Consider the following 25,016-nt stretch of genomic DNA (forward strand, 5'->3'; position numbering starts at 1 on the left):
GCCGACGACGATGTCGACTGCCCCGCACCGTAACCCCCGTCACGTTGCATCCGGGTTGCATCCGCCGTGCCCGGCGCCTGGGGCGCCCGGGGCGAGCCGTCAGCCGGCCTCCCCGCGCAGCGCGCGCGCCCGGGCCGCGGCGGCGGCGCGCTCGGGCGCCGCGGGCGCGGCCACCTCGAGGATCGCCATCAGCACCTCGAGGTCGCCCTGCGCCTCCTCCCGCTGCGCATACCGCCACAGCTGGGCGGCGCTGCCCCGCTCGAGGAGCAGCTCGCGCAGGTGGGCGTCCAGCCCGCCGCGCAGCCTGCGCAGCGCGGGCGCGTCGGAGGCGGGCAGCAGCGCCCCGGCGCACTCGGCGAGCGCGGCGTCCACATCCCCGCGCTCCAGCGCGGCGCGGGCGCGGCGCAGGTCGCTGTCGAGCTCCCCGCGCAGGCGGTAGGGCCGCGGCAGGATCTCGAGCCCGTGCTCGCCGGCCTGCGCGAGCACCCGGCGCAGCCGCACCAGCTCCGCCCGCACGGTCCCCTCCGCGGCCGCGTCGCCGTGCAGCGCCTCGGCGAGCTCGGCGGCGCTGCGTCCCTCCGGCGCGAGGTGCAGCAGGGTGAGCAGCTCGGCGTGGCGGCCGCTGAGCGGGTGGTAGTGCGCACCGACCTGCAGCAGCGGGGTGCGGCGCCCGGTGAGCAGCAGCGCGGCCCGGGCGGCCGGTGCGGCGGGGGAGCGGGGGAGGATCCGCGGGCGCGGCCCGCGGGACGGGGCGCGCTGCGCGGGGCCGACGGGCAGCTGCGCGGCCAGCTCCTCCTGCACCGCGCGGGCCGTGGCCTCCAGCAGCGGCAGCACCAGCGGGGAGACCGCCTCGGTGCTGCCGGTCACGTCCAGCACGCCCAGGATCTCGCGGCTGTGCGGATGCCGCACCGGCACCGCGCTGCAGCTCCACGGATGCACCGCCTCGTGGAAGTGCTCGGCACCCACCACCTGCATCGGGGCGGAGGTGGTCAGGGCCAGGGCGGGCGCGGAGGTGCCCATCGCGCCCTCGGACCAGTCCGCGCCGGCGGCGAAGCCCATCGCGTCGGCGCGGGAGAGCAGCCGGGGGCGGCCCTCCACCCACAGCAGCCGCCCGCGGGCATCGCCCAGGGCGACCATCAGCCCGGCCTCGACGGCGGGCTCGATCAGGCGCGAGCGCAGCAGCGGCAGCACGGCGGAGAACAGGTGGTACTCCCGGGCCCGGGCCAGCTCCTCGCCCTCCAGCACGGCGCGGCCGGACCCGGCGGGGGAGGGCAGGGTGGTCAGCGAGCGGCGCCAGGAGGCCAGCACCGCCTCCCGCACCGGCGGGCCCACGGCCCGGATCTCCGCGTGCTCGCGCAGGTCCTCGTGGGCGCGCAGCAGGCGCGCCTGGTAGTCCGAATCCGTCGGCGACCAGCCGGTCGCGGTCATCCCGACGTCCTGGTCGGGGCAGGGCTGTCGATCACGATCCACCTCGTCGTCGCTCGTGTCACACCTGTGCTGACGGTACAGCGCCCTCCTCCCGGGGGCAAAGGGTCGACCCCTCGGCCCACCTCTCCTCCCGTGCGGCCGGCAGGTGCACCCCGGCGAGCATGCACCGCACCGAGCCGCCGGCCGCCTCGATCGTGTGCACCGCCGCGGGGACGATCTGGCACCAGCGCTCCAGTCGCCGGCGCTGGGCGGCGGTGAGCTGCGCCGCCGCGGTCGCGGACAACATCAGGCTGGGCCCCTCGGCCCCGGCCACCTCGAGGCAGTTGCCGAGGAAGCCCGCCACCTGCTCCTCGGAGATCTCCACCACCTCGCGGCCGCTCTCGCGCAGCCGGTTCAGCACGGCCCGGCGCTGGGCGTCGTCGCGGATCATCTCCGAGCCCACCACCGCCACCTCGGTGCCCACGCTCATCAGCACGTTCGTGTGATAGACCGGCACGCCCCGCCGATCGGCGGCGTCGACCAGCAGCGGCGCGAGGCCCAGCTCCTCGCAGGCCAGCGCGAACAGGCCCGCATCCAGGCGGCGGGAACGGCAGGCGTAGGCCACGCCGCCGGCATGGTCGAGCACCATCGCACCGGTGCCCTCGAGGAACCGCCCCGCCCGCTCGTGCGCGGAGAGGTCCAGCACCCGGCGCACGGCGAAGCGGGCGCCGAGGTGCTCCACCACGTCCGCGCGCCGCTCGGGCCGACGGTTCGCGGCGCACATCGGGTACAGCACCACTGTGCCGTCCGCGTGGGTGGAGAGCCAGTTGTTGGGGAAGACGCTGTCGGGGGTGGCGCCGCCGGGGTCCTCGAACACGCTCACCCCCACCCCGATCCCCTCGAGCGTCGCGGCGAGGCCGTCCACCTCGGCGCGGGCGCGGGCGGCCACCTCGGCCGGCGCACCGGGCAGCGGATGCTGGAAGGCGTTGTCGGCCGCGGTGAGCGGGTTCGGGCGGAAGCGGTGGGGGCGGATCAGGACCACGTGGCGCGGGGCCTGCCCGGCCACGGTCAGCCCACCGGGGACAGGACGTCCACCAGGGAGAAGAGGTCCTTGGGGTCGTCGGGCTGGGCCACCAGGTCCACCTCGTCCTGCAGGGCGCTGCCAGCGGTGGCGTCCCGGGCGCAGCGCAGCGCGGAGAAGTCGGAGATCGCGAAGCCCACGGAGTCGAACACGGTGACCTGCGCGGGATCGGTGCGGCCGGCGGCCGCGCCGGTGAGCACCTGCCACAGCTCGGTGACGGGGAAGTCCTCCGCCATCTGCTGGATCTCGCCCTCGATGCGGGTCTGCGGGGTGAACTCCACGAACACCCCCGCCTCCTCGAGGATCCGCGCCTCCAGCTCGGTCTTGCCGGGGCAGTCCCCGCCGATCGCGTTCACGTGCACGCCGGGGCGCACCTGCTCGGCGCCGAGGATGGTGTTGCGGGCCTTGTCCGCGGTGCAGGTGGTGATGATGTCCGCGCCGTCCACGGCGTCGTCCACGGAGGCGGCGAGGTGCACGCGGAAGCCGAGCGGCTCGAGGTTGCCGCGCACCTTCTCCATCGCGGCCGGGTCGATGTCGAACACCCGCAGCTCCTCGATGCCCAGCACGCCGCGGAAGGCGAGCGCCTGGAACTCGGACTGCGAGCCCGCCCCGATCAGGGCCAGGGTGCGGGAGTCGGGCCGGGCCAGCGCCCGCGCCGCCATCGCCGAGGTGGCGGCGGTGCGCAGCGCCGTCAGCAGCGTCATCTCCGCGAGGAAGACGGGGTAGCCGTTGTCCACGTCCGCCAGCACCCCGAAGGCGGTGACGGTCTGGAAGCCGCGGGCGGGGTTCGAGGGATGGCCGTTGACGTACTTGAAGGAGTACAGCTCGCCGTCCAAGGTGGGCATCAGCTCGATCACGCCCAGCGGGGTGTGGCTGGCGATGCGGGGCGTCTTCTCGAACCGCTCCCAGCGGCGGAAGTCCTCCTCCAGGTACTGCGTCATCCGCATCAGGATCTGCTCGGCGCCGTCGCGCCGGATCCAGCGGGCCATGTTCTTCACGTCCAGAAGCTGGGTCATGCTCTCGCCTCCCGTGCTCGGAGGCCGGCCTGGGAGCGCCGGCGCTGATGTCACCAGACTAGGGTTCGCAGATGGCAGGCGACAGAGCCGAGATGCTGAAGTTCTGTGCAGTCGCTGCGCACTCTGCACGGGTGGATCTATCATCATGCGCATGGAGCGCCTCACGGACCTCGACGAACGCCTGCTCGCCGCCCTGCGCCATGACGGCCGCGCCCCGATCGCGACGCTCGCGAGCCGGCTGGGCGTCTCCCGCGCCACGATCACCAGCCGCATCGACAAGCTCACCGCGGCGGGCGTGATCGTGGGCTTCACGGTGCGGGTGCGGGACTACGCCGAGGCCTCCACGGTGCGCGCCACCTCCTTCATCGAGGTGGAGGGGCGCAGCACCGATCACGTGATCGCCCACCTGCGCGGCTTTCCCGAGATCCAGGCCCTGCACACCACCAACGGCGGCTGGGACCTGGTCGCGGAGATCGCCTGCCCGGACCTCCCGGCCTTCGACGACGTGCTGCGCCGGCTCCGCTCGATCGAGGGCGTGGTGAACTCCGAGACCAGCCTGCTGCTGAGCTCCGTGCTGCGGTGACGCGGCGGGGCCGACCGCTGATCGCGCCGAGCACGGAGCCTGACGGGCGGTCAGGGGCTCGGTGAGCGCCCCGGTGTGATCACCTCGAGGCCCACGGCGCGTGCGGCATCGCCGAGTCGGTGGTCGTAGGTGAGGATCGTCGAGGCGTCGAGGCGCACTGCGGCCTCGAGGTGCAGGGCGTCGAGCGTGCGCAGCCCCGGTATCGGAAGCAGCCCTGCGCCGCGGAACACGGCGCGGTCGAGCGCGGCGAGCGAGATGCCGTCGAGCAGACGGGTCGCATGGGCCTGCTCCAGCTGCTCCCGCACCACCAGCCGCCGCAGCTCCGTCTCGAGGAGGTCGCTGGAGACGAGCTCCGCCCCGGTGTCGTCGAGCCATGCCGCGAGCGCGTCACTCTCGGGCTGCTCGACGAGGAGCGCGCCGAGGGCGGAGGTGTCGACATAGACGATCGTCCTCGTGCCGGACTCGGCGGTCACAGGCGGTCCTCGCGCAGCTCATCGAGGAACTCGCCCGCGCTCCCGGGCGTCTGCGCCCGGGGGATGCCCAACGCCGTCCAGCCGCCCCGTCGCCGTGCCGGCCGGGTGATCGCCAGGCGCGGCGACGGGGCGTCGACCGGCACGATCCTGCCCACCAGGGTGCCGCTGTTGGTGAGCTCGAAGGAGTGCCCCTCGCTCACCGCGCGCAGCACCCTGCCGGACTCGTTGCGCAGCTCGCGCTGCGAGAGGCGCCGGGACGGGGCGGGCTCGGAGGTCATGGCGCCACTGTAGCGCGGGTGCTACGCGTTGTCACCGTCCATGGCATCCCGGCGTCACCGCGTCACGGCCTCCAGCAGCTCGAGCACGTGCCGGTAGCTCTTCCCGGTCGCGGCCTGCATGCCCAGCTCGCAGGTGCGGTTGGCGGAGACGTACCACTCGGTCTCCCGCAGCGCGACCTCCGCGGCCTCGGCCGCGGTGGCGGAGGCGGTGAGCTCGGGGTGCAGCATGCCGCGGTCCCCGGCGTAGCCGCAGCAGCCCCAGGCCACGGGCACCACCACCTCCGCCGCGCACGCCTCGGCAATCGCCGTCAGATCCTCGGTGGCGCCGAGGTGCGTGGTCGAGCAGGTGGGGTGCACGGTCGCCGACGCCGCCTGCTCCCGCACCTCGAGCCGGTCCAGCAGGTGGCCGCGCACGAACGTCACCGCGTCGAGCACCTCGATGCCGGTGCCCGCGAGCGCGTCGAGGATCCCCTCCGTGCAGCTGGCCGCGTCGACCACCACGGGCAGGCGCCCGCCCTCGCTCGCCGCGCCCAGGGCGGTGCGCAGGCGCTCGTGCATCCGCTGCTTCGCCGCGGTCATGCCCTTCGAGGAGAAGGGGGTGCCGCAGCACAGCGAGGCGGCGTCGTCCGGGACGGCCAGGCGCATGCCGGCGCGCTCGGCGAGCAGGGCGAGCGCGGCGGGCACCCCGGCGGCCGTGGCCGGCGCGGAGGACGCGCCGGGGGAGCCGCCCGCGCCCGTGTCGGACCCGCATCCGCAGCCGCCGCCGCAGCCGCCTGCGCCGCTCCCGCCCCCGTCGGCCGCGCCGAACATCGTGTGCACGCAGGCCGGCAGGTACACCGCGGCGACCTCGGCCGAGGCCCGGCCGCGCCCGCCGCCGCGCCGCACCGCCCCGCCGTGCCGCGGCAGCTCGGGCCGGTAGTCGGGCACCAGGTCCGGGCCCAGCAGCGCCCGCGCCGCCCCGGTCGCGGCGCGCGGCAGCGCCGCCGGCAGCGCCCCCGCCGCCCCCATCGCGGCGGAGGCGCCGCGGGTGAGCAGGTCCCACTGCCCGGCCGCCGCGGACCATGCCGCGTTCGCCGCGGCGCCGTTCTCCTCCGCGCGCAGCCGGCGCACCAGGTCCCCGGTGTTGATGCCCACCGGGCAGGTGGTCACGCACATCCCGTCGGCCGCGCAGGTCTGCAGTCCCTGGTAGTCGTAGGCCTCCCGGATCGCGGCCGCGGCGGCGTGGTCGCCGCGCTGCGCGGCCAGCGCCGCGTCCCGCCGCAGCACGATCCGCTGGCGCGGGGTGAGGGTGAGGTCCTTCGAGGGGCACACCGGCTCGCAGTAGCCGCACTCCACGCAGCGATCGGCCTCCTCCTCGATGCCCACCACCGGCTTCAGGTCCCGCATGTGGGCGGTGGGGTCGTCGGTCAGCACCACGCCGGGGTTGAGGATCCCGGCCGGGTCCACCAGCGCCTTCAGCTCCCGCATCACGCCGTACAGCATCGGCCCGTACTGCCGCTGGACGAACGGGGCCATCACCCGGCCGGTGCCGTGCTCTGCTTTGAGGTTCCCGCCGCGGCCCAGGATCAGCTCCACCATGTCCTCGGTGAACGCCTCGAGCCGGTGCCCGCCGTCCCCCAGCTGCTCGTTGAGCAGGAAGTGGATGTTGCCGTCCTTGGCGTGCCCGAAGATCACCGATTCGTCGTAGCCGTGGCGGTCGAACAGCTCCTGCAGCCCGCGGCAGGTGGCCTCCAGCGCCGGCACCGGCACCACCACGTCCTCCAGCAGGGCGGTGGACCCTGCCGGTCGCGCCCCCGCGACCGCGGCGTACAGCCCCTTGCGGGTGGTCCACATCGCCGCCCGGCGCGTCGCGTCCGTAGTCATCTCGAACGGGGCGGCCAGGCTCAGCGCGTTCGCGAGGGCGTCGGCGTCGGCGGCCTTCTGCGCGAGGGCCTCGGCCTCGTCGGCCCGGTGCTCCACCAGCAGCGCCGCCGGGGAGCCGGCCCCCAGGCCCCGGATCTCCTGGGGCGCGCCGGGCAGCTGCCGCGCCACCTCGAGCGAGCGGGCGTCCATCAGCTCCGCGGTCGCGAAGCCGGCGCCCACCACCTCGGGCAGGGCCGCGGTCGCCGCCTGCAGGGAGGGGAGCACCAGCAGACCGGTGGCGATGTGCCGCTGGATCCGCACGGTGCGGAACACCGCCGAGGAGACGAAGGCGAGGGTGCCCTCGGATCCCACCACCAGGTGGGCGAGGATCTGGGCGGGGGTGTCGAAGTCCAGCAGGGCGTTCAGGCCGTAGCCCATCGTGTTCTTCATCGCGAAGCGCTCGCGCAGCACGCGGGTGGCCTCCGCATCGCCGCGCACCCGGTCCCGCAGGCGCAGCAGCCCCGCATGCAGCGCGGGCTCGTCACGCCGCAGGCGCGCGTCGGCCCCCTCGAGTCCCGTGTCCACCACGGTGCCGCCGGGCAGCACGCACCGCAGCGACTCGAGCGTGCGGTACGAGTTCTCCGCGATCCCCGCCGCCATGCCGGAGGAGTTGTTCGCGATCACCCCGCCGATCGTGCACGCCACCTCGCTGGCCGGGTCCGGTCCCAGGCGGCGCCCGTGCCGCAGCAGCTGCGCGTTGACCTGCCGCAGCGTCGCGCCCGGCCCCACCCGCACCCGTGCCCCGCCGTCCAGCACCTCGATCGCGCGGAAGCCGCGGCGCACGTCGGCCAGCACGCTGTCGCTCTGCCCCTGCCCGGAGAGGCTGGTCCCGCCGGAGCGGAAGGTCAGCGGCCGACGGGTGCGCGTCGCCTCCCGCAGCAGCGCCACCACCTCCGCCTCGCTCGCCGGGGCGGTGACCGCCTCCGGCAGCAGCAGGTAGTGGGAGGCGTCGTGCGCGAGGGCGTGACGGGCCACGAGGTCGGTGTCCAGCAGCGGCGGTGCAACGGTCATGCCTCACGGTAGCCCGCGGGAGAGGCGGGTCACGAGGCGCGTTCTCACGCGGTGAGGCAGGGCGGTACGGTCGGGGCGTGACGGACGCATCCACCTCCCTGGCCCTGTACCTCGACCGACTCACCGCCGCGCTGTCCACCGCCACCGCGGACGAGGACCCGGAGGCCGTGGCGGTGGACCGCGGCATCATCGGCGGCGCCGACGCGCTGGGCGACATCCCCGCGCTCTCCTTCCTCTCCGGCGCGCGCGAGGAGCATCTGGGGGCCGCCGTCTGCTCGGTGGACGGCGAGATCACCGCCGCCGGCACCGACCACGCCTTCCCGCTGCAGTCGATCTCGAAGGCCTTCGCCTACGGCGCCGCGATAGACCTGCACGGCATGGACTACGTGGACGAGGTGGTGGACGAGGAGCCGACGGGCGAGGAGTTCAACGCCCTGAGCATCGACCGCCACTCCCGCAAGCCCAAGAACCCGCTGGTGAACATCGGCGCGATCCGCACCCACGCCATGCTGGGCGGGGAGCAGGCCGAGCGCACCGAGCGCCTGCGCGCCGTGCTCGACGCCGCCGCCGGGCGCCCCCTCGCCCTGCACCGGGAGACCTACCTCGAAGAGCTCGGCACCTCGGACCGCAACCTGGCGCTGGCCTACATGCTCCGCGCCGCCGGCTCGATGGACGAGGACGCCGCCGAGGTGGTGGCCGGGTACATCGAGGGCTGCGCCGTGCTCACCACGGTCACCGATCTCGCCGTCATGGCCGCGACCCTCGCCTCCGGCGGCACCAATCCGCTCACCGGCGAGGAGGTGTTCTCCCGCGTGGCCGCCCGGCAGGTGCTCTCGGTGATGTTCACCTGCGGGATGTATGACAACGCCGGCGACTGGGTGAGCGACGTGGGCCTGCCGGCGAAGTCCGGGGTGGGCGGCGGCATCATCGCCGCGCTGCCCTCCCGCTTCGGGGTGGCCAGCTACGCCCCGCAGCTTGACCTGCACGGCAACTCGGTGCGCGGCACCCTGTTCTTCGAGCGCCTCAGCGCGGACTTCGCCCTCCACATGCTCGACGGCGTGGAGCCGCGCGACCTCGAGGAGTGCGCGCGGGAACTGATGGACGCGGGCACGCACCCGTGAGCGCCGTGCGCCCGCGGGCGTGACCCCGGGGAGCACCTGCCCGGGCGGTGACCGCTCAGAAGGGAGCGAGCACGTGCACGCTGTCCCCGGTGCGGGGCGAGTCCGGCCCCGGCACGGCGGTCAGCAGCATCACCGTGTCCTGCAGCGCCTCGACGGACCGCCGCTGGGCGGGCATCTCGTGGAGGTCTCCGCTCTGCAGCACGAACGGCTCCTCGGCGTTCACGCGGATCGCGCCGCGGAGGATGTAGAGCGTCGCGGGCAGATCGGCCTCGTGCTCGGCCAGCTGGACGCCCTCGCGCAGGGCGATGATGGTCTGCCGCAGCGTGCCGGTGTGCACCACGTGCTGGGTGTGGTGGCCGTCCTCCGCCTCGCGGGCGCGGTCGATGGCCAGGGTCATGACGTTCATCAGTGCGACCACGTCGAACTCCTCTGTCCGGGCTCCTCATCATCGGCCCGGGCGCCGGGACAGTCAATGGCGGGGCGCGTCGGTGCCGGTCCCCCGCGAGGGGCCCGCGGATCGGTAGACTCCCGCCCATGAGTTCCCCGTCGAGCAACGCGCTGGTCCGCCGCCCCTTCGAGGGCCTGCCGAACGAGCAGGACCTGGTGGCGATGCGCCAGCTGATCCCTGCGGCGACGATGGCGGCGAGGACCACCGAGGAGTACGGCGGGCTCGAGGTCGAGCTCGCCACGATCCTGCCGATGGCCTGGCCCTCCGTGCGCCGCACCGACGGCTCCGTCACCGTGGGCATCCAGTCCTCGCTCCCCGGCGGCGACCTCTCCCGCGGCCTGGGCCAGGCGATCCGGCTCGCCGCCGCGCTCGAGCCCGGCAGCCCGGTCACCGCCGTCACGCTGGACGAGGACGCCCCCCGCCTGCAGGACGTGCTCGACCTCTCCGGCGAGTTCACGATCGCGGTGCAGGACACCTTCGAGTTCTGGCTGGACCCCAGCGCCGAGCGCACCGGCGAGATCCAGCAGGCGATCGCCCAGGCGAACGAGTCGATCATGCCCACCCGGCCCGTCGCGGGCCTGCCCCACGCCTACTGGGTGGACGCCGGCCCCAAGGAGCACGTGCGCTGGGTGCTGGATGCCGACGAGGAGCGGGTGATCGACGCGGTCACCCGCCTGCACGCCCGGCGCGAGTCCGCGCTGTGCGAGGGCGCGAAGTACGTGGGCTCCTTCCGCGCCGAGGGCCTGTCGATCCCGGTGTGGGACCTGCCCAAGGGCGCCGGGGTCGAGGCCGCGGAGGCGGAGGCCGAGGAGTTCCGGGCCCGCTTCGAGGAGGCGCTGGCCTCCACCGAGCCGCTCACCGCCCTGGAACGTCGCGCCCGCGGCGGCATCGTGGCACGGCAGGTGACGCTGCGATGAGCACCGCGGGGCCGCTGACGGCGCACCGCCCCGAGCGGGTGGCCGTCGTGATCCCCGCCAAGAACGAGGCGGAGCGGATCGAGGCGACCATCGCCTCGGCACGCCGCCTCGCCGGGGTGGACCTCGTGGTGGTGGTCGACGACGGCTCCACCGACGCCACCTCCGCCGTCGCGATGGGCGCCGACGCCCTGGTGGTGCGGCACAAGACCAACCGCGGCAAGGCCGCGGCGATGGCCACGGGCGCGCAGATGGTCGCGATCCGCGAGGACGCCGAGCGGGCGGACGGCGGCGAGGCCTTCTCCGAGGAGCTGCACGCCGAGCCGCGCACCCCCGGCCACACCGGCCCGCTGCCCGTGATCGCCGAGGGGGAGTCCCAGCCGCGCGCGATGCTGTTCCTCGACGCGGACATGACCGACTCCGCCGTGGCGGCGCAGCCCCTGGTGGACGCGGTGCTGCACGACGGCGTGGACATGGCGATCGCGCTGCTGCCCCCGCAGGAGGGCGCGGCGGGTATGGGAGTGGTGGTGCGCACCGCCCGCCGCGGCATCCAGCGCGCCACCGGCTGGGAGCCCGTCCAGCCGCTCTCCGGCACCCGCTGCCTCACCCGCGAGGCCTGGGAGGCGTGCCAGCCTCTCGCCCCGGGCTGGGGCGTCGAGACCTCCCTGACGATCGACGCGCTCACCGCCGGATTCTGGGTCAAGGAGATCCCGGCCTCGCTCCGCCACCGCGCCACCGGCAAGGACCTGCGGGGGCAGCTGCACCGCGCCGCCCAGCTGCGCGACGTGGTGCGGGCCCTCGCCCGGCGGCGTCACCTCGCGCCGGAGCTCGAGGCGGCGGCGGTCGACGGCGTGGAGGAGCGCTCCACCCTGGAGGCCCCGGAGCCGGAGCCGGCCCCGCTGCCCGCCGGTGCCGACGATCACGACGAGGCGAAGACCTGGCGCGTGGTCCCCGAGCCGGATGCCGCCCAGGAGGCCGGGCGCGCCGAGGAGCGCCGCGCCACCCTCGCCGACCTCCCGGTGCACGGGGAGTTCTCCGACGACGAGACCCGCGCCCTGGGCGATGTGGACGTGGCCGAGCTGGACGACCGGCTGCGGGCCCTGCCCGTGGAGGGCGACTTCGCCCCGGACGACGTGGTGTTCCTCGTGGGCACCGACCTCGAGGCCCTCGGCGAGCGGCTGCGCACCGCCCCGGTGGAGGGTGCGTTCGCCCCCGAGCACGCGGTGATCATCGCCTCCCACCTCGAGGCGGGAGAGCCGGAGATCCCCGTCTCCGTGCAGCGCCCGCTGAACCCGGAGGAGTACACCTCCCTGGTGGTGCACGCCGCGGTGGAGTCCGAGAACTCCTGAGCCCCGCCGCTCAGGCGGTGCGCGCGGTGTCCCCCGCCCCGTCGGCCGGGACCGGGTGCCGCGCGTCGCCGGTGCGCGGCGGCAGCACGGCCGGCAGGCAGCACAGCCAGATCCCCACGATCGAGGCGACCAGCACCGGGCCGGTGTCGTTGACCGCGTAGCCCAGCCAGGTCCCCACCACCAGCGCCACCCGCACGGGGTACGAGGCGGGGTGCTCGGCGTCCAGCGCCGCGAGGGACCGCCACCGCAGCCGCCCCGGCATCAGCAGCGCCGCCGAGGCGAGCACCGCCAGCACCATCACCACCGCGAGCGCCGGATAGCCGGTGGTCATCGCGATGTTCTGGGCGAGCTTGCGGACGATCACGGTGAGCAGCTCCCCGCTGAGCAGCTCGTCGATGAAGCGGCCCAGGTGGGTGCGCTCCTCCGCCGGGCGCAGCCAGTCCAGGAAGGACACCCCCAGCACCGTCGCCGCGCCGCCCGCGCCCAGGGCGAGCACGTGCCACAGCCGCAGGCGCACCCCCGAGACCAGCAGCGCCAGCAGGCCGAAGGTGGGGATCGTGGCGAGCATCGAGCCGAAGTCCGCGCCCATCGACGGCGCCACGCACACCGCCGCGACCGCGCCGCCCACCAGCACCGTCCACACCACCCGGGCGCGGGCGGTGCGCACCACCGCGAACAGGCACAGCAGCGCCATCAGCGAGGCCGCCAGCACCATCCCGAACAGATGGTTCGACAGCCCGTAGAAGCGCCCGCCGGAGATCGGCTGCGCCCCCAGCGGCGAGGCCAGCTGCCAGCGGGAGCCCAGCGCGGACTCCGCGAGGATCAGCACCGCGATCAGCGCCGCGGAGACTCCCGCCGGGCCCAGCCGATGATGCCGCCAGGGCCCCGCGAGCACCACCGCCGAGAGCAGGGCGCAGCCCGCCCAGACCACGCCGGTCAGCGCCAGGGTGGGGGAGTCCGCGCGCCACCAGGGCACCAGCGAGGCGTACAGGCCCACCGGCAGCGCCAGCGGCGCGATCGCGGCCAGGGCCCGGCCCGCCGCGGCCGGTCGCGGCCGCCGCGCCAGCGGCGGGACCAGCAGGAGCACCAGGCCCGCCACCCCGAGCAGGAACCAGGAGCCGAGCGCGGGCACGGTGGCGCCGTCCACCAGGCGCGCGGCGAGGGAGCGGTCCAGCGCCAGCTGCTGCGGCTGCGCGTGCTCCGCGCCCCGGAACGGCTGGCCGGGGATCAGCCCGTCGGCCGTCGCGCCGTAGGAGTCCAGCACGGTGGGCAGCACGTCGGTGAGCACCACCACGCCCGTCTGCTTGGTGGCACCGCTGGTGAGCGCCCGGCCGGGGAGTGCCGAGTCCATCGCGACCTGCAGCCCGGCGGTGCGGGAGGCGACGGCGCCGGGGTTCTCGGCCTCCTCGGGATGCTCGGGATCGGTGGCGGCGACGGAGACCAGCAGGATGCGGGGCAGCTGCGCGCTCTCGCAGCCGCCGAGGTCCTCGAGCACGGTGCCCACGGCGTCGTCCAGCGCGGCCAGGCCCTCGGCGCGCGCGGCTTCGTCCCCCTGCGGCACCGACGGGGCGGTGAACTGCACGATGGCCTCCGCCTCCAGGGCGGGCGCGACCTCCTCGGGGGAGGAGACCTCCGTGCTCGGCACCGGCAGCTGCGCCCACTGGTCGGTGGGCGGGGTGGGGATCCCGCTGGAGCGCGGCGCCTCCTCGGCCAGGCCCCGGTACCCGGTGCGCAGCGTCTCCAGCCCCTGCCGCTTGGTGGAGACCACCGAGGCGGAGGTGGTGTTCATCGCGCCCACCCCGGAGCGGTCGGCGAGGCACTGCAGGTGCGGGGTGGTCTGCGGGTCCACGTCCTCCCAGGTGAGGCCGGCGGTCGCGAGCACCAGGCGCACCGGGTGCTGCGACTCGGCGGGCCCGTCGGCGGAGGCGGCGGGGAGGGGCAGCGCGGCGGCGAGCGCGAGCACGCCCAGCAGCATCCCGAGCAGCAGGCGGCGCGAGGCGGGGAGCGGAGCGGGGAGCACGCCCCGATGCTACGGGGCCGGTCCGGGCGGCGAGCCCGGCCCGCACAGGGCCTCCACCCTTCCCTCACGCCCGTATGGTGGTCCCCATGCCCTCCCCACGTCCTCCCTACGAGCAGGTGCGCCGTGAGATCCTCGAGCAGGTGCGCACCGGCGAGCTCGCCCCCGGCGACCGCCTGCCCGCCATCCGCGCCCACGCCGAGGATCTCGGCCTCGCCGCCGGCACCGTGGCCCGCGCGTACAAGCTGCTGGAGGAGGCGCAGATCATCGTGACCCGGCGCGGCGCCGGCACCACCATCGCCCCCGGTGCCGCGGCACGCGCCCGGCGCCTCGTCGAGACCGCCCCCGAGGAGGCGGCGAGCCCGGCGGATCCCGGCCTCGTGGCGCTGTTCGCGGCCCCCGTCGCCACCGCCCGGGCCCGCGGCGCCCGCGACGTGGAGGTGCTCGCCGCCGTGCGCGCCGCGCTCGGCGGACCGGGCGAGGGCGGCGGCTCGTGAACGGCCCGCTCCCGGCCTGCGAGGCCGCCGAGGGCACGCCCGCCGTGGACGGGACGCACCTGCGGCCGTGATCCACCTGGAGAGGCTCGGCCCCGCGCACGGCCCGCAGCTGCTCGCCGGGCAGGATCACGCGCTCGCGGCGGAGATCGTGGGGCGGCGCTGGACGCCCGAGCTGCTGGACGCCTTCCTGGAACGGGCCGCGCGCTGGCGGGCGGACGGTCCGTGCCGGGAGTACGCGGCCGTGAGCACCGACGCCGCGGCGGCGCCCGTGCTGCGGGGCGGGGGCGGGATCACGCTGCTCGGTCCCGGCCTGGCCCGCGGCGAGGCGGCCCTGACCTACTGGGTGCTGCGCGCCCACCGTCGCCGCGGCACGGGCGGGCAGATCGCCGCGGCGCTCGTGGAGCGAGCCCGGGCGGAGCCCCGGATCGACCGCCTGGTGCTGCGGATCGCGCCGGGGAACACCGCCTCCTGGGCCGTGGCCCGGTCCCTGGGCGCCCGCGAGACCGCGCACCGGGAGCGCCACCCCGCCGACGCCTCCCGGCAGGTGACGCGGTGGGTGCTCGACCTGCGCCCGGCCGGACGCTGACGCCGCCGGGGCCCCGCCCCCGAGTACCCTGACGCCCATGCGGTACGGATTCCTCGGCCCCGAGACGACCTTCACCCACCAGGCTCTCCTGCAGGCCCTCGCGGAGACCCCGGAGGAGTTCGCCGCCCCCGAGCCCGAGCTGGTGCCCTTCTCCTCCGTGGCCACCGCCGCCGCGGATCTCATCGCCGGGGACATCGACGCCCTGATGGCGCCGATCGAGAACTCCGTGGAGGGCGGGGTCTCCGGCACGCTCGACGTGCTCGCCGCGACCGACTCGATCACCATCGTGGCCGAGCAGACGGTGCAGATCAGCTTCGTGCTCGCCGCCCGCGAGCGCCTCGCGCTCGAGGAGCTCACCACCGTCTCCTCCCACCCGCACGCCCAGGCGCAGGTGCAGGGCTGGCTGCGGGCGCACGTGCCCGGCGCGCACGTCGCCGCGGCCTCTTCCACGGCCGCCGCGGCACGGGACCTCGCCGCGGCGAGCCCGGAGGAGGCGCGCGGCCGCGCCGCCGTGTGCTCGCCGCTGGCCGCGCGGCACTTCGGCCTCGAGATCCTCGCCGAGGGCATCGAGGACTTCGACGGCGCGATCACCCGCTTCGTGCTCGTGACCCGGGAGGGCCGGATCCCCGCCCGCACGGGGGCGGACAAGACCACGATCGCGATCCAGCTGCCGCACAACCGCTCCGGCGCCCTGCTCGAGGCGCTCGAGATCCTGGGCTCCAACGGGGTGAACATGTCCCGCATCGAGTCCCGCCCCATCGGCGACTTCCTGGGCCGGTACTCCTTCTCCCTCGACCTCGAGGGCCACCTCGAGGACCGGCGGGTCGCCGCCGCGCTGCGCTCCCTGCACCGGCTGTGCCCGGTGGTGCAGTACCTGGGCTCCTACCCGCGTGCGGACGGGCAGCGCCCCGAGGTGCGCGAGGACTTCGCCGACCACGCCTACGACGACGCCCGGGAGTGGCTGGAGCACCTGGGCACCATGATCACCCCGACGGTCCACGCCCCCACCCCGGCGACTGCCGCCCCGACCGCCCCGAGCACGGAGAGCTGAGATGAGCCCGACGACGAGCGCCACGATCACCGGCCGCGCCGCGGTGCGCGCGATCGACGAGCGGCTGCTGGTGCCGCTGCCGGAGGAGGCCAGCGCCCAGCTGCCCTCCCGGGGACAGGTCGCGGCGCAGGCCGTCCTGAACGGTCACGAGCTGCGCACCGTCATCGAGCCCGACGGCCGCAAGGGGCACTGGCTGCGCATCGACGACGCGCTGCAGCAGGCCCTCGATCTCCAGGAGGGCAGCGCCGTGGAGTTCGCCCTCACCCCCACGAAGGCCTGGCCGGAGCCGGAGATCCCCGCCGACCTCGGCGCCGCGCTCGCCGAGGCCGACGACCTCGACGAGACCTGGGCGTCGATCACGCCGATGGCTCGCTGGGAGTGGGTGCGCTGGGTGGGCGCCACCCGCAGCGAGACCACCCGCGCCCGCCGCGTGGAGGTCTCGATCGACAAACTCCGCCACGGCTCGCGCCGCCCCTGCTGCTTCGACCTCTCCTCCTGCACCGATCCGGAGCTGGCGCGCAGCGGCAAGCTGCGGGAGTGAGGGCAGCGGCGGTCAGGCCGTCGGCTCCTCGAGCACCTCGCCCACGTCGTACCGGAGCCACACGCTGTCGTCCTCGAGCACGTCCACGCTCCTCAGCGAGAAGGCCACGGGGGCCGGCGGCGCGAACCTCTCGTTCGCCTCGAACAGCGAGTAGGTGTGGTTCTCCGCGTCCGCGGTGGGCATGAGCACCAGACTGATCTCGTCGCACAGGCCCGCGCGGAGCATCGACCAGTTCACGGTCCCGCCGCCGCCGAGGATCAGCTCGTCCACGCCGAAGATCTCGCCGATCTTCCGCACCGCCTCGTCCATGTCCAGCTCGTCGTCCCCGGCCAGCAGGTAGGAGACGCCGGTGGCGCGCAGGTGCGCCTTCAGGGCATCGCTCGCCGACCTCGGCAGCAGCTCCACGATGTGGGCGGTGACGTCGAAGTACTCGAAGGAGCTGCGGTCCCAGGCCAGCCGTGCCGAGCCGTCGACCGCGAAGTAGAACATCTCCGCCTCGGGCTCGGCGAGGTGGTCACCCGGAGGGACCGGTGCGGAGGGGCGGGGGAGCTCCACGTCCCGCCTGCCGCCCATGATCGCGTCGCTGGTGCCGCTGCCCGAGAGCCAGCCGCGATGACCGGTGAAGGCGCGCTCCTTCCCCAGGAACAGGTCGAAGTACAGCTTCTGGGAGCGCATCCCCACCGCGGTGGGGTTCGCGATCCCGTCGATCTTCCCGTTGAGCAGGGTGTGCATGTGGCAGATGATGCGAGGTCGGGTCATGGCCGGCACCGTAGGCGCGACCTGCGCGCCGAGGGAGTCCCTGGCAGGGCACCCCGGCCCTTTGGTCCCTGGGGTCGGGGCGCTGGGCGGCGTAGTCTCGAGGGTGACGAGGACGCACTGCACCGCGGGGCGGCGCCCTCGGCACCGACGGCAGCCCCGCACAGGAGGAGCCATGACCACCCAGGCACACACCGCACAGCGGGAGCTCGGCGTCGTCGCCGGCTTCGACGGATCGCCGCACTCCGAGGGCGCGCTGCGGCGCGCCGCCGAGATCGCCGCCCGTCGGGACCTGCCCCTGACCGTCGTCACCGCCTACCGGGCACGCACCCAGTTCTACGCCACCTACGCCGCGCTGCCGGCGGAGCCGGAGGCGGAGGTGAAGCGGCGCCAGGCCGAGGAGCTGGTGCACAGCGCCTCCACCCTGCTGGACGAGCTGCCCCACGGGCCGGGCACGCTCACCGTCGTCGAGGGCGACTCCGTGGGAGCGCTCGCGGAGATGTCCCGCCGGGCCGAGCTGATGGTGCTCGGCTCCCGGGGCGTCGGTGGCTTCCTGGGCCGGATCATCGGCTCGGTGGCCGACGCCCTGCCCGCCCACGCGCACTGCCCCACCCTGGTGGTGCCCAGCCGGGAGGTCCCGGCCGACGGGCCGGTGGTGGTGGGCACGGACTTCTCGCCCACGGGCCGGCGCGCGGTGGAGATCGCCGCGCAGGAGGCCGTGGAGCGCGGCGTCCCCCTGAAGATCGTGGTGGCGCTTCCCCGCCCGGACAGCGGGGAGTACTGGTACCCGACGCTCTCCGAGGGCGCGGCCGAGCTGATCCGGCTGCGGCGCGGCGAGCTGGAGCAGGAGCTCGACGAGAAGCTGGTCGCCCTGCGCGAGAGCGTCCCCGGCCTCGAGGTCACCGGCGAGGTGACCGTGGGCGTCCCGGCGCTGGTGCTCAAGCAGGCCGCACGGGATGCGCAGCTCACCGTGGTGGGCTCCCGAGGCCGCGGCGCGGTGGCCAGCGCCCTGCTCGGCTCGGTCTCCCGCGCGGTGCTGCACGGCGCCGACGGGCCGGTGCTGGTGGTTCCGGCCGAGGAGGCCGAGGACACCGGAGAGGAGCAGGCGGGCGAGGCCTGACCGGCGGGCCCTCCGGCTCAGCGCGTCCCGGCGCGCGTGCCGGAGGGCACTCTCAGGCGCAGCACGCCGGGATCCACGGTGGCCACGAGATGGGTGGCCTCGACGTCGGTGTCGCCGTCGAGCTGCACCGGCTGCGGCTTCGTGGTCGTCACCCGGATCCCGGTGGTGAGGTAGCGCTCCATGGTGGAGAGCTTCGCGCCGATCCGGGGCCGCAGGCGCGGATTCACCACCTGCGCCGCAACCTGGCTGAACCCGGCCGCGCCGCGCCACCCGGCCACCACCACCTCGAGCTGGCCGTTGTCGATCGTGGCATCCGGCATCAGCACCAGGCCGCCGGGCAGGCGGCCCACGTTGCCCAGCAGCACGGTGCGGGCCTTGAGCGCGTACCGGCTCTCGTCCGGCAGCTGCACCACCACGTCCACCGAACGGCCCAGCACGGTGCGGATCCCGCCGAACACGTACGCGATCCAGCCGATGCGCTTCTTCATCCGCGGGTCGGTGTAGCCGATCATCTCCGCGTCGGCGCCGAACCCGGCGATCACCAGGAAGATCTGTCGCTCCGCGGCGCGGACGGCCCGCACCGAGTCGCCCACCCGCAGCCAGCCCACGTCCACCCACCGGTCCTCGCCGGTCAGCGCCGCGACCACCGCGGCCGACGGGTCCTCCAGCGGCACGTCCACGTTGCGGGCCAGCAGGTTCCCGGTGCCGGCGGGGATGATGCCCATCCGGGTGTCGGTGCCGGCGAGCACCGAGGCGACCATGCGCACCGTCCCGTCGCCGCCCGCGGCGAGCACCAGATCCGCGCCCTCGGCCACCGCCTGCTCCGTCTGCCCCCGGCCCGGATCGTCGATCGAGGTCTCGTAGAACACCGTCTCGGCGTCCTCGAGACGCTCCACCGCCTCGGTGACGGTGCGGCGGAACGCGTCGGTGCGGGCGAACTTCGAGGGGTTCAGCACCACCGCGACCCGGCCGATGGCGTCCGAGGTGCCGGCCTCCGCGACGTCCCCGTCGGGCCCGGCGGCGTCGGCCGTGGACGCGCCGCCGCCCGCGGCGTCGCCCGAGGCGGCGGGACCCGGGCGGCCGTCGAGCCGCTCGGTGGTGGCCTTCAGGGCGGCGAGCTCGCGGCGGTGGCGGCCCAGGTGCCGCAGCACCACCACCAGCAGTGCGGCGGTGACCGCGGCGATGACCACCGAGGCGATGCTCAGCAGCAGCAGGGTGAGGTCCATGGCGAAAGGGTACTGGCACCTCGCGGTCGGGCCGTGGGGGTGCGGGTGCGGCCCGGCCGCGGGGGCGCGGGTACCCTGGGGCAATGATCGATCTGCGGCACCTGCGCGAGAACCCCGAAGCCGTCCGCGACGCCCAGCGGGCGCGTCGCCGAGACCCCGCCACCGTCGACGCCGTGCTCAGCGCGGACGTGCGCTGGCGGGAGACCACCGCGGCCTTCGAGTCCGCGCGCGCGGAGCAGAAGTCCTTCGGCAAGAAGGTGGCGCAGGCCGCGGGGGAGGAGAAGCAGGCGCTGCTGGCCGAGGTCAAGCAGCTCGCCGCGGACGTGAAGCGGCTCGAGGCCGAGGCCGGCGAGGCGCTCACCGCGCGCGACGCCGCGCTGCGGGAGATCCCGAACCTCGCCGAGGGCGCCCCCGAGGGCCTTGAGGAGGACTTCGTCGTCCGCGAGACGATCGGGGAGATCCCCTCCTTCGACCACCAGGTCAAGGACCATCTCGAGATCGCCGAGGGCTTGAAGGCGATCGACATGGCCCGCGGTGCGAAGGTCTCCGGCGCCCGCTTCTACTTCCTGCGCGGCATCGGCGCGCAGCTGGAGCTCGCGATCCTGAACTCCGCGATCGACCAGGCCACGCGGGCCGGGTTCACCCCGATGATCACCCCCACCCTGGTGCTGCCCGAGTCGATGGAGGGCACCGGCTTCCTCGGCGAGCACGCCGACGAGGTGTACCACCTGGACAAGGGGGACGATCTCTACCTGGTGGGCACCAGCGAGGTGGCGCTGGCCGGGTACCACAAGGACGAGGTCATCGACCTCTCGGACGGTCCGCTGCGCTACGCGGGATGGAGCGCCTGCTACCGCCGCGAGGCCGGCAGCTACGGCAAGGACACCCGCGGCATCATCCGCGTGCACCAGTTCCACAAGGTCGAGATGTTCTCCTACTGCCGGATCGAGGACTCCTACGAGGAGCACGAGCGGCTGCTGGACTGGGAGCGGCAGATGATGGCCCGGATCGACGTGCCCTACCGCATCATCGACACCGCGGCCGGGGACCTGGGAACCTCCGCCGCCCGCAAGTTCGACTGCGAGGCCTGGATGCCCAGCCAGAACACCTACCGCGAGCTCACCTCCACCTCGAACACCACCCAGTTCCAGGCGCGCCGGCTCAACATCCGCGAGCGCACGGAGGACGGCCTCCGCCCCGTCGCCACGCTGAACGGCACCCTGGGCACCACCCGCTTCCTCGCCGCGATCCTCGAGAACCACCAGCTCCCCGACGGCTCGGTGGTGGTGCCCGAGGGGTTGCGCCCGTACCTGGGCGGGCGCGAGGTCTTCGAGCCCGTGGCCTGAGATGCCGCTGCCCCGCCCCCTGCGCCGCCTGCGCGAGCGCCGTCGTCACCGCCGGTTCACCCGTTCGTCGGGTGGCGATGCCACACTGCCCGGCATGACCGCCGCCGCCACCGCCACCACCCGCGAGCGCCTCGAGGCGCACCTCTCCGCGCTCTCCGGCACCCCGCTGCTGATCGGCCTCGACGTGGACGGCACGCTCGTCGACCACGACGGCGTGATGTCCCCGCCCATGCATCGGGCGCTGCAGCGCGCCGCGGAGGAGCACACGGTGGTGATCGCCACCGGTCGCTCCCTCGGCGCGACCCTGCCGATCGTCGCCGCCGCCGGCATCACCCGCGGCTACGCGGTGTGCTCCAACGGTGCGGTCACCATCGAGATGGACCCGGAGGCCGAGGGCGGGCACCGCCTCGTCGACACCCGCGCCTTCCAGCCGGGCCGCGCCCTGCGCAGCCTGCGCGAGGTGGCCCCCGACGCGCACTACGCGGTGGAGATGTCCGACGGGACGTTCCGCTCCACCGCCGGCTTCCAGGACGCCAGCTTCGGGGTGGAGGCGATCGAGAGCGATCTGGACGAGCTCATGGATCTCGAGGCCGTGCGCGTGGTGGTGCACGTCCCGGACCTCTCCCCGCAGGAGTTCTCCCGCGTGGTCGCCGAGTCCGGGGTGCACGGGGTGGAGTACTCGATCGGGTGGACGGCGTGGCTGGACATGGCCGCGCCCGGCATCTCCAAGGCCAGCGCCCTGGAGACGCTGCGCGAGCAGCTCGGGATCGATCCCGCGCACACGGTCGCCGTGGGCGACGGCTTCAACGACCTGGAGATGCTCACCTGGGCCGGGGTGGGCGTGGCGATGGGGCAGGCCCCGCAGGGGGTCAAGGACGTCGCCGACGTGGTCACCGACACGATCTACGAGGACGGGACCGTGCTGGTGCTGGAGCGCATTCAGCGCTGATCAGCCCGCGTGCTCCGGGGCCGCGACCTCCAGGATCACCTTGCCCAGGTGGCCGCCGGTGCGCAGGATCTCGTGCGCGCGGGCGGCCTCCGCGAGCGGGAGGCGGTCGTGGATCGGGACCCGCAGCTCCCCGGAGGCCAGCAGCGGCCAGGCCAGCTCCCGGGCGGCCGCGAGGATCTCCCGCTTGCCCTCGGCGGGCCGTGAGCGCAGCGTCGTGCCGATCACCCGGGCCCGCTTGCCCATCAGCATCCCGATCGGCAGCTCGCCGCTCGCCCCGCCGAGGGTCCCGATGATCACCAGTCGCCCGTGCTCGCGCAGCATCCGCACGTGATCCCCGAGGGCGGAGCCGCCCACCACGTCGAGGATCACGTCCGCCCCGCCGGCCTCGCGCACCGCGGCGAGCAGATCGGTGGTGTGCCGGTTCCAGGCGTCGTCGGCGCCCAGCGCACGCGCCGTCTCGCAGGCGCCGTCGGAGCCGACGGTGGTGAGCACCCGGGCGCCCAGGTGCCTCGCGAGCTGGAGCGCGACGGTGCCGATCCCGCCGGTGCCGCCCTCGATGAGCACCGTCTCGGCCTCCGCCAGGCGCGCCTCGAGCACCAGGTTGGAGACCACGGTGGCGACCACCTCGACCACCCCGGCCGCGTCGACCAGGTCGAGACCGGCGGGGACGGGCAGCAGCTGGCCCTCGGGGACGGCGACCACCTCGGCGTAGCCGCCGCCCGCGAGCAGGGCCACCACCTCCTCGCCGGTGTCGCGCCGACGCCCGGAGACCTCCAGCCCCGGGAGCGCGGAGGCGCCGGGCGGCGGCGGGTATCGGCCTGCGGCCTGGGCGAGATCGGCGCGGTTCACGCCCGCGGCGACCACGTCGACCAGCACCTCGCCCGGGGCGGGCACGGGCTCGGGCACCTCGGCGAGCTCGAGCCGGTGCTCCTCGGTGATCGTGATCGCGCGCATGGTCACTGGTCCACCTCGACGACGGTGCGGCCCCGCACCTGCCCGGCCAGCAGCGGTGCGGCGTGGTCGATCACCTCCGACAGGCCGATGCCCGTGGTCATCGAGTCCAGCAGGTCCAGGTCCAGCTCGCGGGCCAGGGCGTCCCATGCCCGCTCCCGCAGAGGCAGCGGGCACTCGACCGAGTTGATGCCCGCCAGGGTCACGCCGCGCAGGATGAACGGCAGCACGGTGGTGGGCAGGTCCGGCCCCTGCGCCAGCCCGTAGGCGGCGACCGTCCCGCCCCAGACCGTCTGCGCGAGGACGTTCGCGAGCGTCGTCGAACCCACCCCGTCGATCGCGGCGGCGAAGCGCTGGGACTGCAGGGGCCGGCCCGGCTCCTCCGAGAGCTCACGACGGTCCAGCACCCCCGCCGCGCCCAGGTCCCGCAGGTACTCGCCGTGGGCCTCGACCCGGCCCGTGGAGGCCAGCACCCGGTGGCCGCGCCCGGCCAGCAGCGCGATCGCGATCGATCCCGCACCGCCCGAGGCGCCGGTGACGAGCACGTCGCCGTCGTCCGGGGTGAGCCCCGCGTCCTCCAGCCGCTGCACGGCGAGCATCGCGGTGAACCCGGCGGTGCCGATCGCGGCGGCGCGATCGGGGGAGAGGCTCGCGGGCAGGCGCACAAGGGCGTCGGGGCGCACCCGGGCGCGGGTCGCGAAGCCGCCGTGACGGGACTCGCCGATCCCGTCGCCGTTGAGGATCACCAGGTCTCCGGCGGAGAAGCGGTCATCGCCCGACTCGGTGACGCGCCCCACCAGGTCGATGCCGGGGATCAGCGGATGGGTGCGGGGGATGCCCTTGCCGGCCAGGGCCATCGCGTCCTTGTAGTTCAGTCCGGAGGCCAGGACGTCGAGGCCGATCTCCCCCTCCAGCAGGGACTCGTCGGCATCGGGCAGCAGGCGCGGGGCGGCGCCCTCGGAGTCGATCAGCACGGCACGCATGGGGTGCTCCTCTCGGTCGGGGCGGTCGTGACCAGCGTAGGCCCGGAGAGCGGTGAGGTGCTGCGGGAGCGATGTCCTTCCGCCCCTCTTGACGCCCCGCGGGTTCTATGGTTCATTAGTGGAGTAACGAACCAATGAGCCGCGGTCGCGGCGCCGACACCGGAGGTCCTCGTGCTCGATGAGTCGAAGCCGCTCTTCCTCGCCGTGGCGGATCAGATCGAGGACGGCGTCCTCGACGGCACCTACCCGGAGGAGACCCCCGTGCCCTCGACCAACGAGCTCGCCGCGTTCCTGCGGATCAACCCCGCCACCGCGGGCAAGGGCCTGAACCGCCTCGCCGACGCCGGCGTGCTGGTCAAGCGGCGCGGGGTGGGGATGTTCGTGGCCCCCGGCGCCACCGACCTGGTGCGGCGCCGCCGGCGCGAGGACTTCCTCCAGGGCTACATCGCCCCGCTGCTGCGCGAGGCGGACCACCTGGGGCTCACCACCCAGGAGCTCATCACCATGCTCACCGAGGAGGACGCCCGATGACCGCCGTCGAGACCCGATCCCTGTCCAAGCGCTTCCGCGACGTCACCGCCGTCGACGGGATCGACCTCGCCCTCGACGAGGGCCGCATCCACGGCCTGCTGGGCCGCAACGGCGCCGGCAAGACCACGCTGATGAAGCTCCTCACCGGCCAGGTCTTCGCCACCGGCGGGCAGATGCGGGTGCTGGGCGAGAACCCGGTGGAGAACCCCGCGGTGCTGGCACGGACCTGCTTCATCCAGGAGAGCCAGAAGTACCCCGACGGCTTCCGGGCGAAGGACGTGCTGCGGATCGCCGAAGGGCTCTACCCCGAGTGGGACCAGGTCTTCGCCCGCGAGCTGGTCGGCGAGTTCCGACTGCCCGAGACGCGGGCGATCTCCAAGCTCTCCCGGGGCCAGCTCTCCGCCGTCGGCATCATCCTGGGCCTCGCCTCCCGCGCACCGCTGACCTTCTTCGACGAGCCCTACCTGGGGCTCGACGCGGTCGCGCGGCGGATGTTCTTCGACCGGCTGCTGGCCGACTTCACCGAGCACCCCCGCACCGTCGTCCTGTCCACGCACCACATCGACGAGGTCTCCACCCTCCTCGAGCACGTGGTGCTGCTGGACGAGGGGCGGATCGCGATCGACGAGGAGGCCGAAACGCTGCAGACCGCGGCGATCGAGGTGTCCGGTCGCGCCCAGGAGGTCCGCGAGTTCGTCGGCGACGCCGACCTGCTGCACTTCCAGGAGCTCGGCGCTCTCGCCAGCGCCGCCGTCCATGCGGACAGGGGCCGCGCCGAGCGGGCCCGCGCCGCCGGGCTGCAGGTCGCCCCGGTGTCCCTGCAGAACTACATCGTCCATCGCACCACCTCCGCCGTGCTGGGCGCGGCGGTCTCCTGAA

25 protein-coding genes are annotated in these 25,016 nt (G+C 74.8%); 13 read left to right on the forward strand and 12 right to left on the reverse strand.

The genetic code is table 11. The features are described 5' to 3' along the window. Positions 1–99 precede the first annotated feature (99 nt). From DWV08_RS00680 to DWV08_RS00690, 3 genes are read right to left on the reverse strand one after another with little or no spacing between them, the layout of a single operon-like run. The gene (locus DWV08_RS00680; protein WP_115412040.1) at positions 100–1,428 is read right to left on the reverse strand and encodes a sigma-54-dependent transcriptional regulator family protein; all 1,329 of its coding nucleotides are present in this window, start codon (positions 1,426–1,428) and stop codon (positions 100–102) included. A gap of 58 nt (positions 1,429–1,486) precedes the next feature. After that, positions 1,487–2,473, reverse strand: a complete 987-nt coding sequence (ctlX, locus tag DWV08_RS00685) for a citrulline utilization hydrolase CtlX (protein ID WP_206516742.1) — start codon at positions 2,471–2,473, stop codon at positions 1,487–1,489. Between the two features lie 2 nt (positions 2,474–2,475). Then, a complete protein-coding gene (locus tag DWV08_RS00690) occupies positions 2,476–3,504 on the reverse strand; it encodes an ornithine cyclodeaminase (RefSeq protein ID WP_115412041.1) in 1,029 nt (342 codons plus the stop codon). A 151-nt stretch (positions 3,505–3,655) separates the two neighbouring features. Between DWV08_RS00690 and DWV08_RS00695 the strand changes: the two genes are divergently transcribed. Then, on the forward strand, positions 3,656–4,087 hold the full coding sequence (locus DWV08_RS00695) for an Lrp/AsnC family transcriptional regulator (RefSeq protein ID WP_115414845.1): 432 nt from the start codon (positions 3,656–3,658) through the stop codon (positions 4,085–4,087). Between the two features lie 50 nt (positions 4,088–4,137). Here DWV08_RS00695 and DWV08_RS00700 read toward each other — a convergent pair whose 3' ends face one another. From DWV08_RS00700 to DWV08_RS00710, 3 genes are read right to left on the reverse strand one after another with little or no spacing between them, the layout of a single operon-like run. Further along, entirely contained in the window at positions 4,138–4,560 is a 423-nt protein-coding gene (locus tag DWV08_RS00700) for a type II toxin-antitoxin system VapC family toxin (protein ID WP_241237269.1), read from the reverse strand. After that, entirely contained in the window at positions 4,557–4,838 is a 282-nt protein-coding gene (locus DWV08_RS00705; protein ID WP_115412042.1) for a type II toxin-antitoxin system Phd/YefM family antitoxin, read from the reverse strand. The genes DWV08_RS00700 and DWV08_RS00705 overlap by 4 nt, the downstream gene beginning before the upstream one ends. A 54-nt stretch (positions 4,839–4,892) precedes the next feature. After that, entirely contained in the window at positions 4,893–7,751 is a 2,859-nt protein-coding gene (locus DWV08_RS00710) for an FAD-binding and (Fe-S)-binding domain-containing protein (RefSeq protein WP_115412043.1), read from the reverse strand. 77 nt (positions 7,752–7,828) lie between these two features. On the opposite strand from DWV08_RS00710, the gene glsA reads away from it, so the two are divergent. After that, positions 7,829–8,872: a glutaminase A gene (gene glsA / locus DWV08_RS00715; protein ID WP_115412044.1), complete on the forward strand. Its 1,044-nt coding sequence runs from the start codon at positions 7,829–7,831 to the stop codon at positions 8,870–8,872. Positions 8,873–8,927: 55 nt separating this feature from the next. On the opposite strand, the gene DWV08_RS00720 is transcribed toward glsA, so the two are convergent. Next, complete coding sequence (locus DWV08_RS00720) at positions 8,928–9,290, reverse strand: cupin domain-containing protein (RefSeq protein WP_115412045.1); 363 nt, start codon at positions 9,288–9,290, stop codon at positions 8,928–8,930. A 116-nt stretch (positions 9,291–9,406) separates the two neighbouring features. Here DWV08_RS00720 and DWV08_RS00725 point away from each other — a divergent pair, with 116 nt between their 5' ends. Further along, on the forward strand, positions 9,407–10,237 hold the full coding sequence (locus DWV08_RS00725) for a DUF5926 family protein (protein ID WP_115412046.1): 831 nt from the start codon (positions 9,407–9,409) through the stop codon (positions 10,235–10,237). After that, positions 10,234–11,583 carry a glycosyltransferase family 2 protein gene (locus tag DWV08_RS00730; RefSeq protein ID WP_115412047.1) on the forward strand — a complete coding sequence of 450 codons (1,350 nt, stop codon included), beginning with the start codon at positions 10,234–10,236 and terminating at the stop codon, positions 11,581–11,583. The genes DWV08_RS00725 and DWV08_RS00730 overlap by 4 nt, the downstream gene beginning before the upstream one ends. A gap of 10 nt (positions 11,584–11,593) precedes the next feature. Here the strand turns inward: DWV08_RS00730 and DWV08_RS00735 are convergent, their stop codons facing one another. Next, complete coding sequence (locus DWV08_RS00735; RefSeq protein ID WP_241237270.1) at positions 11,594–13,603, reverse strand: hypothetical protein; 2,010 nt, start codon at positions 13,601–13,603, stop codon at positions 11,594–11,596. An 86-nt stretch (positions 13,604–13,689) separates the two neighbouring features. Here DWV08_RS00735 and DWV08_RS00740 point away from each other — a divergent pair, with 86 nt between their 5' ends. From DWV08_RS00740 to DWV08_RS00755, 4 genes are all read left to right on the forward strand, one after another. Further along, positions 13,690–14,097 carry a GntR family transcriptional regulator gene (locus tag DWV08_RS00740; protein WP_115412048.1) on the forward strand — a complete coding sequence of 136 codons (408 nt, stop codon included), beginning with the start codon at positions 13,690–13,692 and terminating at the stop codon, positions 14,095–14,097. Positions 14,098–14,164: 67 nt separating this feature from the next. After that, positions 14,165–14,683, forward strand: a complete 519-nt coding sequence (locus tag DWV08_RS00745; RefSeq protein ID WP_241237271.1) for a GNAT family N-acetyltransferase — start codon at positions 14,165–14,167, stop codon at positions 14,681–14,683. A 37-nt stretch (positions 14,684–14,720) separates the two neighbouring features. Then, positions 14,721–15,734, forward strand: coding sequence for a prephenate dehydratase (gene pheA / locus DWV08_RS00750; protein WP_115412049.1), 1,014 nt, complete (start codon positions 14,721–14,723; stop codon positions 15,732–15,734). 1 nt (position 15,735) lies between these two features. Beyond that, on the forward strand, positions 15,736–16,275 hold the full coding sequence (locus DWV08_RS00755; RefSeq protein ID WP_115412050.1) for a YdeI/OmpD-associated family protein: 540 nt from the start codon (positions 15,736–15,738) through the stop codon (positions 16,273–16,275). A 12-nt stretch (positions 16,276–16,287) separates the two neighbouring features. Here DWV08_RS00755 and DWV08_RS00760 read toward each other — a convergent pair whose 3' ends face one another. Next, on the reverse strand, positions 16,288–17,034 hold the full coding sequence (locus DWV08_RS00760) for a dihydrofolate reductase family protein (RefSeq protein ID WP_115412051.1): 747 nt from the start codon (positions 17,032–17,034) through the stop codon (positions 16,288–16,290). A 172-nt stretch (positions 17,035–17,206) separates the two neighbouring features. Between DWV08_RS00760 and DWV08_RS00765 the strand changes: the two genes are divergently transcribed. Beyond that, the gene (locus tag DWV08_RS00765) at positions 17,207–18,151 is read left to right on the forward strand and encodes a universal stress protein (protein WP_115412052.1); all 945 of its coding nucleotides are present in this window, start codon (positions 17,207–17,209) and stop codon (positions 18,149–18,151) included. Positions 18,152–18,168: 17 nt separating this feature from the next. On the opposite strand, the gene DWV08_RS00770 is transcribed toward DWV08_RS00765, so the two are convergent. Beyond that, positions 18,169–19,377: a diacylglycerol/lipid kinase family protein gene (locus tag DWV08_RS00770; RefSeq protein WP_115412053.1), complete on the reverse strand. Its 1,209-nt coding sequence runs from the start codon at positions 19,375–19,377 to the stop codon at positions 18,169–18,171. 83 nt (positions 19,378–19,460) lie between these two features. Between DWV08_RS00770 and serS the strand changes: the two genes are divergently transcribed. Further along, a complete protein-coding gene (gene serS / locus DWV08_RS00775) occupies positions 19,461–20,723 on the forward strand; it encodes a serine--tRNA ligase (RefSeq protein WP_115412054.1) in 1,263 nt (420 codons plus the stop codon). Positions 20,724–20,817: 94 nt separating this feature from the next. Next, positions 20,818–21,672: an HAD family hydrolase gene (locus tag DWV08_RS00780; protein WP_115414848.1), complete on the forward strand. Its 855-nt coding sequence runs from the start codon at positions 20,818–20,820 to the stop codon at positions 21,670–21,672. On the opposite strand, the gene DWV08_RS00785 is transcribed toward DWV08_RS00780, so the two are convergent. Both DWV08_RS00785 and DWV08_RS00790 read right to left on the reverse strand, forming a co-directional pair. Continuing rightward, complete coding sequence (locus tag DWV08_RS00785) at positions 21,673–22,626, reverse strand: NAD(P)H-quinone oxidoreductase (protein WP_162801462.1); 954 nt, start codon at positions 22,624–22,626, stop codon at positions 21,673–21,675. A gap of 2 nt (positions 22,627–22,628) precedes the next feature. Beyond that, complete coding sequence (locus DWV08_RS00790; protein WP_115412056.1) at positions 22,629–23,606, reverse strand: MDR family oxidoreductase; 978 nt, start codon at positions 23,604–23,606, stop codon at positions 22,629–22,631. 171 nt (positions 23,607–23,777) lie between these two features. Between DWV08_RS00790 and DWV08_RS00795 the strand changes: the two genes are divergently transcribed. Then, on the forward strand, positions 23,778–24,137 hold the full coding sequence (locus DWV08_RS00795; RefSeq protein WP_115412057.1) for a GntR family transcriptional regulator: 360 nt from the start codon (positions 23,778–23,780) through the stop codon (positions 24,135–24,137). Then, a complete protein-coding gene (locus DWV08_RS00800) occupies positions 24,134–25,015 on the forward strand; it encodes an ABC transporter ATP-binding protein (protein WP_115412058.1) in 882 nt (293 codons plus the stop codon). Before DWV08_RS00795 ends, DWV08_RS00800 begins: the two co-directional genes overlap by 4 nt. Position 25,016 lies beyond the last annotated feature (1 nt).

The organism is Brachybacterium saurashtrense (assembly GCF_003355475.1).
In the GTDB taxonomy this organism is placed as follows: Bacteria; Actinomycetota; Actinomycetes; order Actinomycetales; family Dermabacteraceae; genus Brachybacterium; species Brachybacterium saurashtrense.

Excerpts from the sequence above, each read along its gene's own strand:
- DWV08_RS00680 (WP_115412040.1), bottom strand. The coding sequence starts at position 1,428 with ATGACCGCGACCGGCTGGTCGCCGACGGATTCGGACTACCAGGCGCGC.
- DWV08_RS00690 (WP_115412041.1), bottom strand. The coding sequence starts at position 3,504 with ATGACCCAGCTTCTGGACGTGAAGAACATGGCCCGCTGGATCCGGCGC.
- DWV08_RS00695 (WP_115414845.1), top strand. The coding sequence starts at position 3,656 with ATGGAGCGCCTCACGGACCTCGACGAACGCCTGCTCGCCGCCCTGCGC.
- DWV08_RS00705 (WP_115412042.1), bottom strand. The coding sequence starts at position 4,838 with ATGACCTCCGAGCCCGCCCCGTCCCGGCGCCTCTCGCAGCGCGAGCTG.
- DWV08_RS00710 (WP_115412043.1), bottom strand. The coding sequence starts at position 7,751 with ATGACCGTTGCACCGCCGCTGCTGGACACCGACCTCGTGGCCCGTCAC.
- DWV08_RS00725 (WP_115412046.1), top strand. The coding sequence starts at position 9,407 with ATGAGTTCCCCGTCGAGCAACGCGCTGGTCCGCCGCCCCTTCGAGGGC.
- DWV08_RS00730 (WP_115412047.1), top strand. The coding sequence starts at position 10,234 with ATGAGCACCGCGGGGCCGCTGACGGCGCACCGCCCCGAGCGGGTGGCC.
- DWV08_RS00740 (WP_115412048.1), top strand. The coding sequence starts at position 13,690 with ATGCCCTCCCCACGTCCTCCCTACGAGCAGGTGCGCCGTGAGATCCTC.
- pheA (WP_115412049.1), top strand. The coding sequence starts at position 14,721 with ATGCGGTACGGATTCCTCGGCCCCGAGACGACCTTCACCCACCAGGCT.
- DWV08_RS00755 (WP_115412050.1), top strand. The coding sequence starts at position 15,736 with ATGAGCCCGACGACGAGCGCCACGATCACCGGCCGCGCCGCGGTGCGC.
- DWV08_RS00760 (WP_115412051.1), bottom strand. The coding sequence starts at position 17,034 with ATGACCCGACCTCGCATCATCTGCCACATGCACACCCTGCTCAACGGG.
- DWV08_RS00765 (WP_115412052.1), top strand. The coding sequence starts at position 17,207 with ATGACCACCCAGGCACACACCGCACAGCGGGAGCTCGGCGTCGTCGCC.
- DWV08_RS00770 (WP_115412053.1), bottom strand. The coding sequence starts at position 19,377 with ATGGACCTCACCCTGCTGCTGCTGAGCATCGCCTCGGTGGTCATCGCC.
- serS (WP_115412054.1), top strand. The coding sequence starts at position 19,461 with ATGATCGATCTGCGGCACCTGCGCGAGAACCCCGAAGCCGTCCGCGAC.
- DWV08_RS00780 (WP_115414848.1), top strand. The coding sequence starts at position 20,818 with ATGACCGCCGCCGCCACCGCCACCACCCGCGAGCGCCTCGAGGCGCAC.
- DWV08_RS00785 (WP_162801462.1), bottom strand. The coding sequence starts at position 22,626 with ATGCGCGCGATCACGATCACCGAGGAGCACCGGCTCGAGCTCGCCGAG.
- DWV08_RS00790 (WP_115412056.1), bottom strand. The coding sequence starts at position 23,606 with ATGCGTGCCGTGCTGATCGACTCCGAGGGCGCCGCCCCGCGCCTGCTG.
- DWV08_RS00800 (WP_115412058.1), top strand. The coding sequence starts at position 24,134 with ATGACCGCCGTCGAGACCCGATCCCTGTCCAAGCGCTTCCGCGACGTC.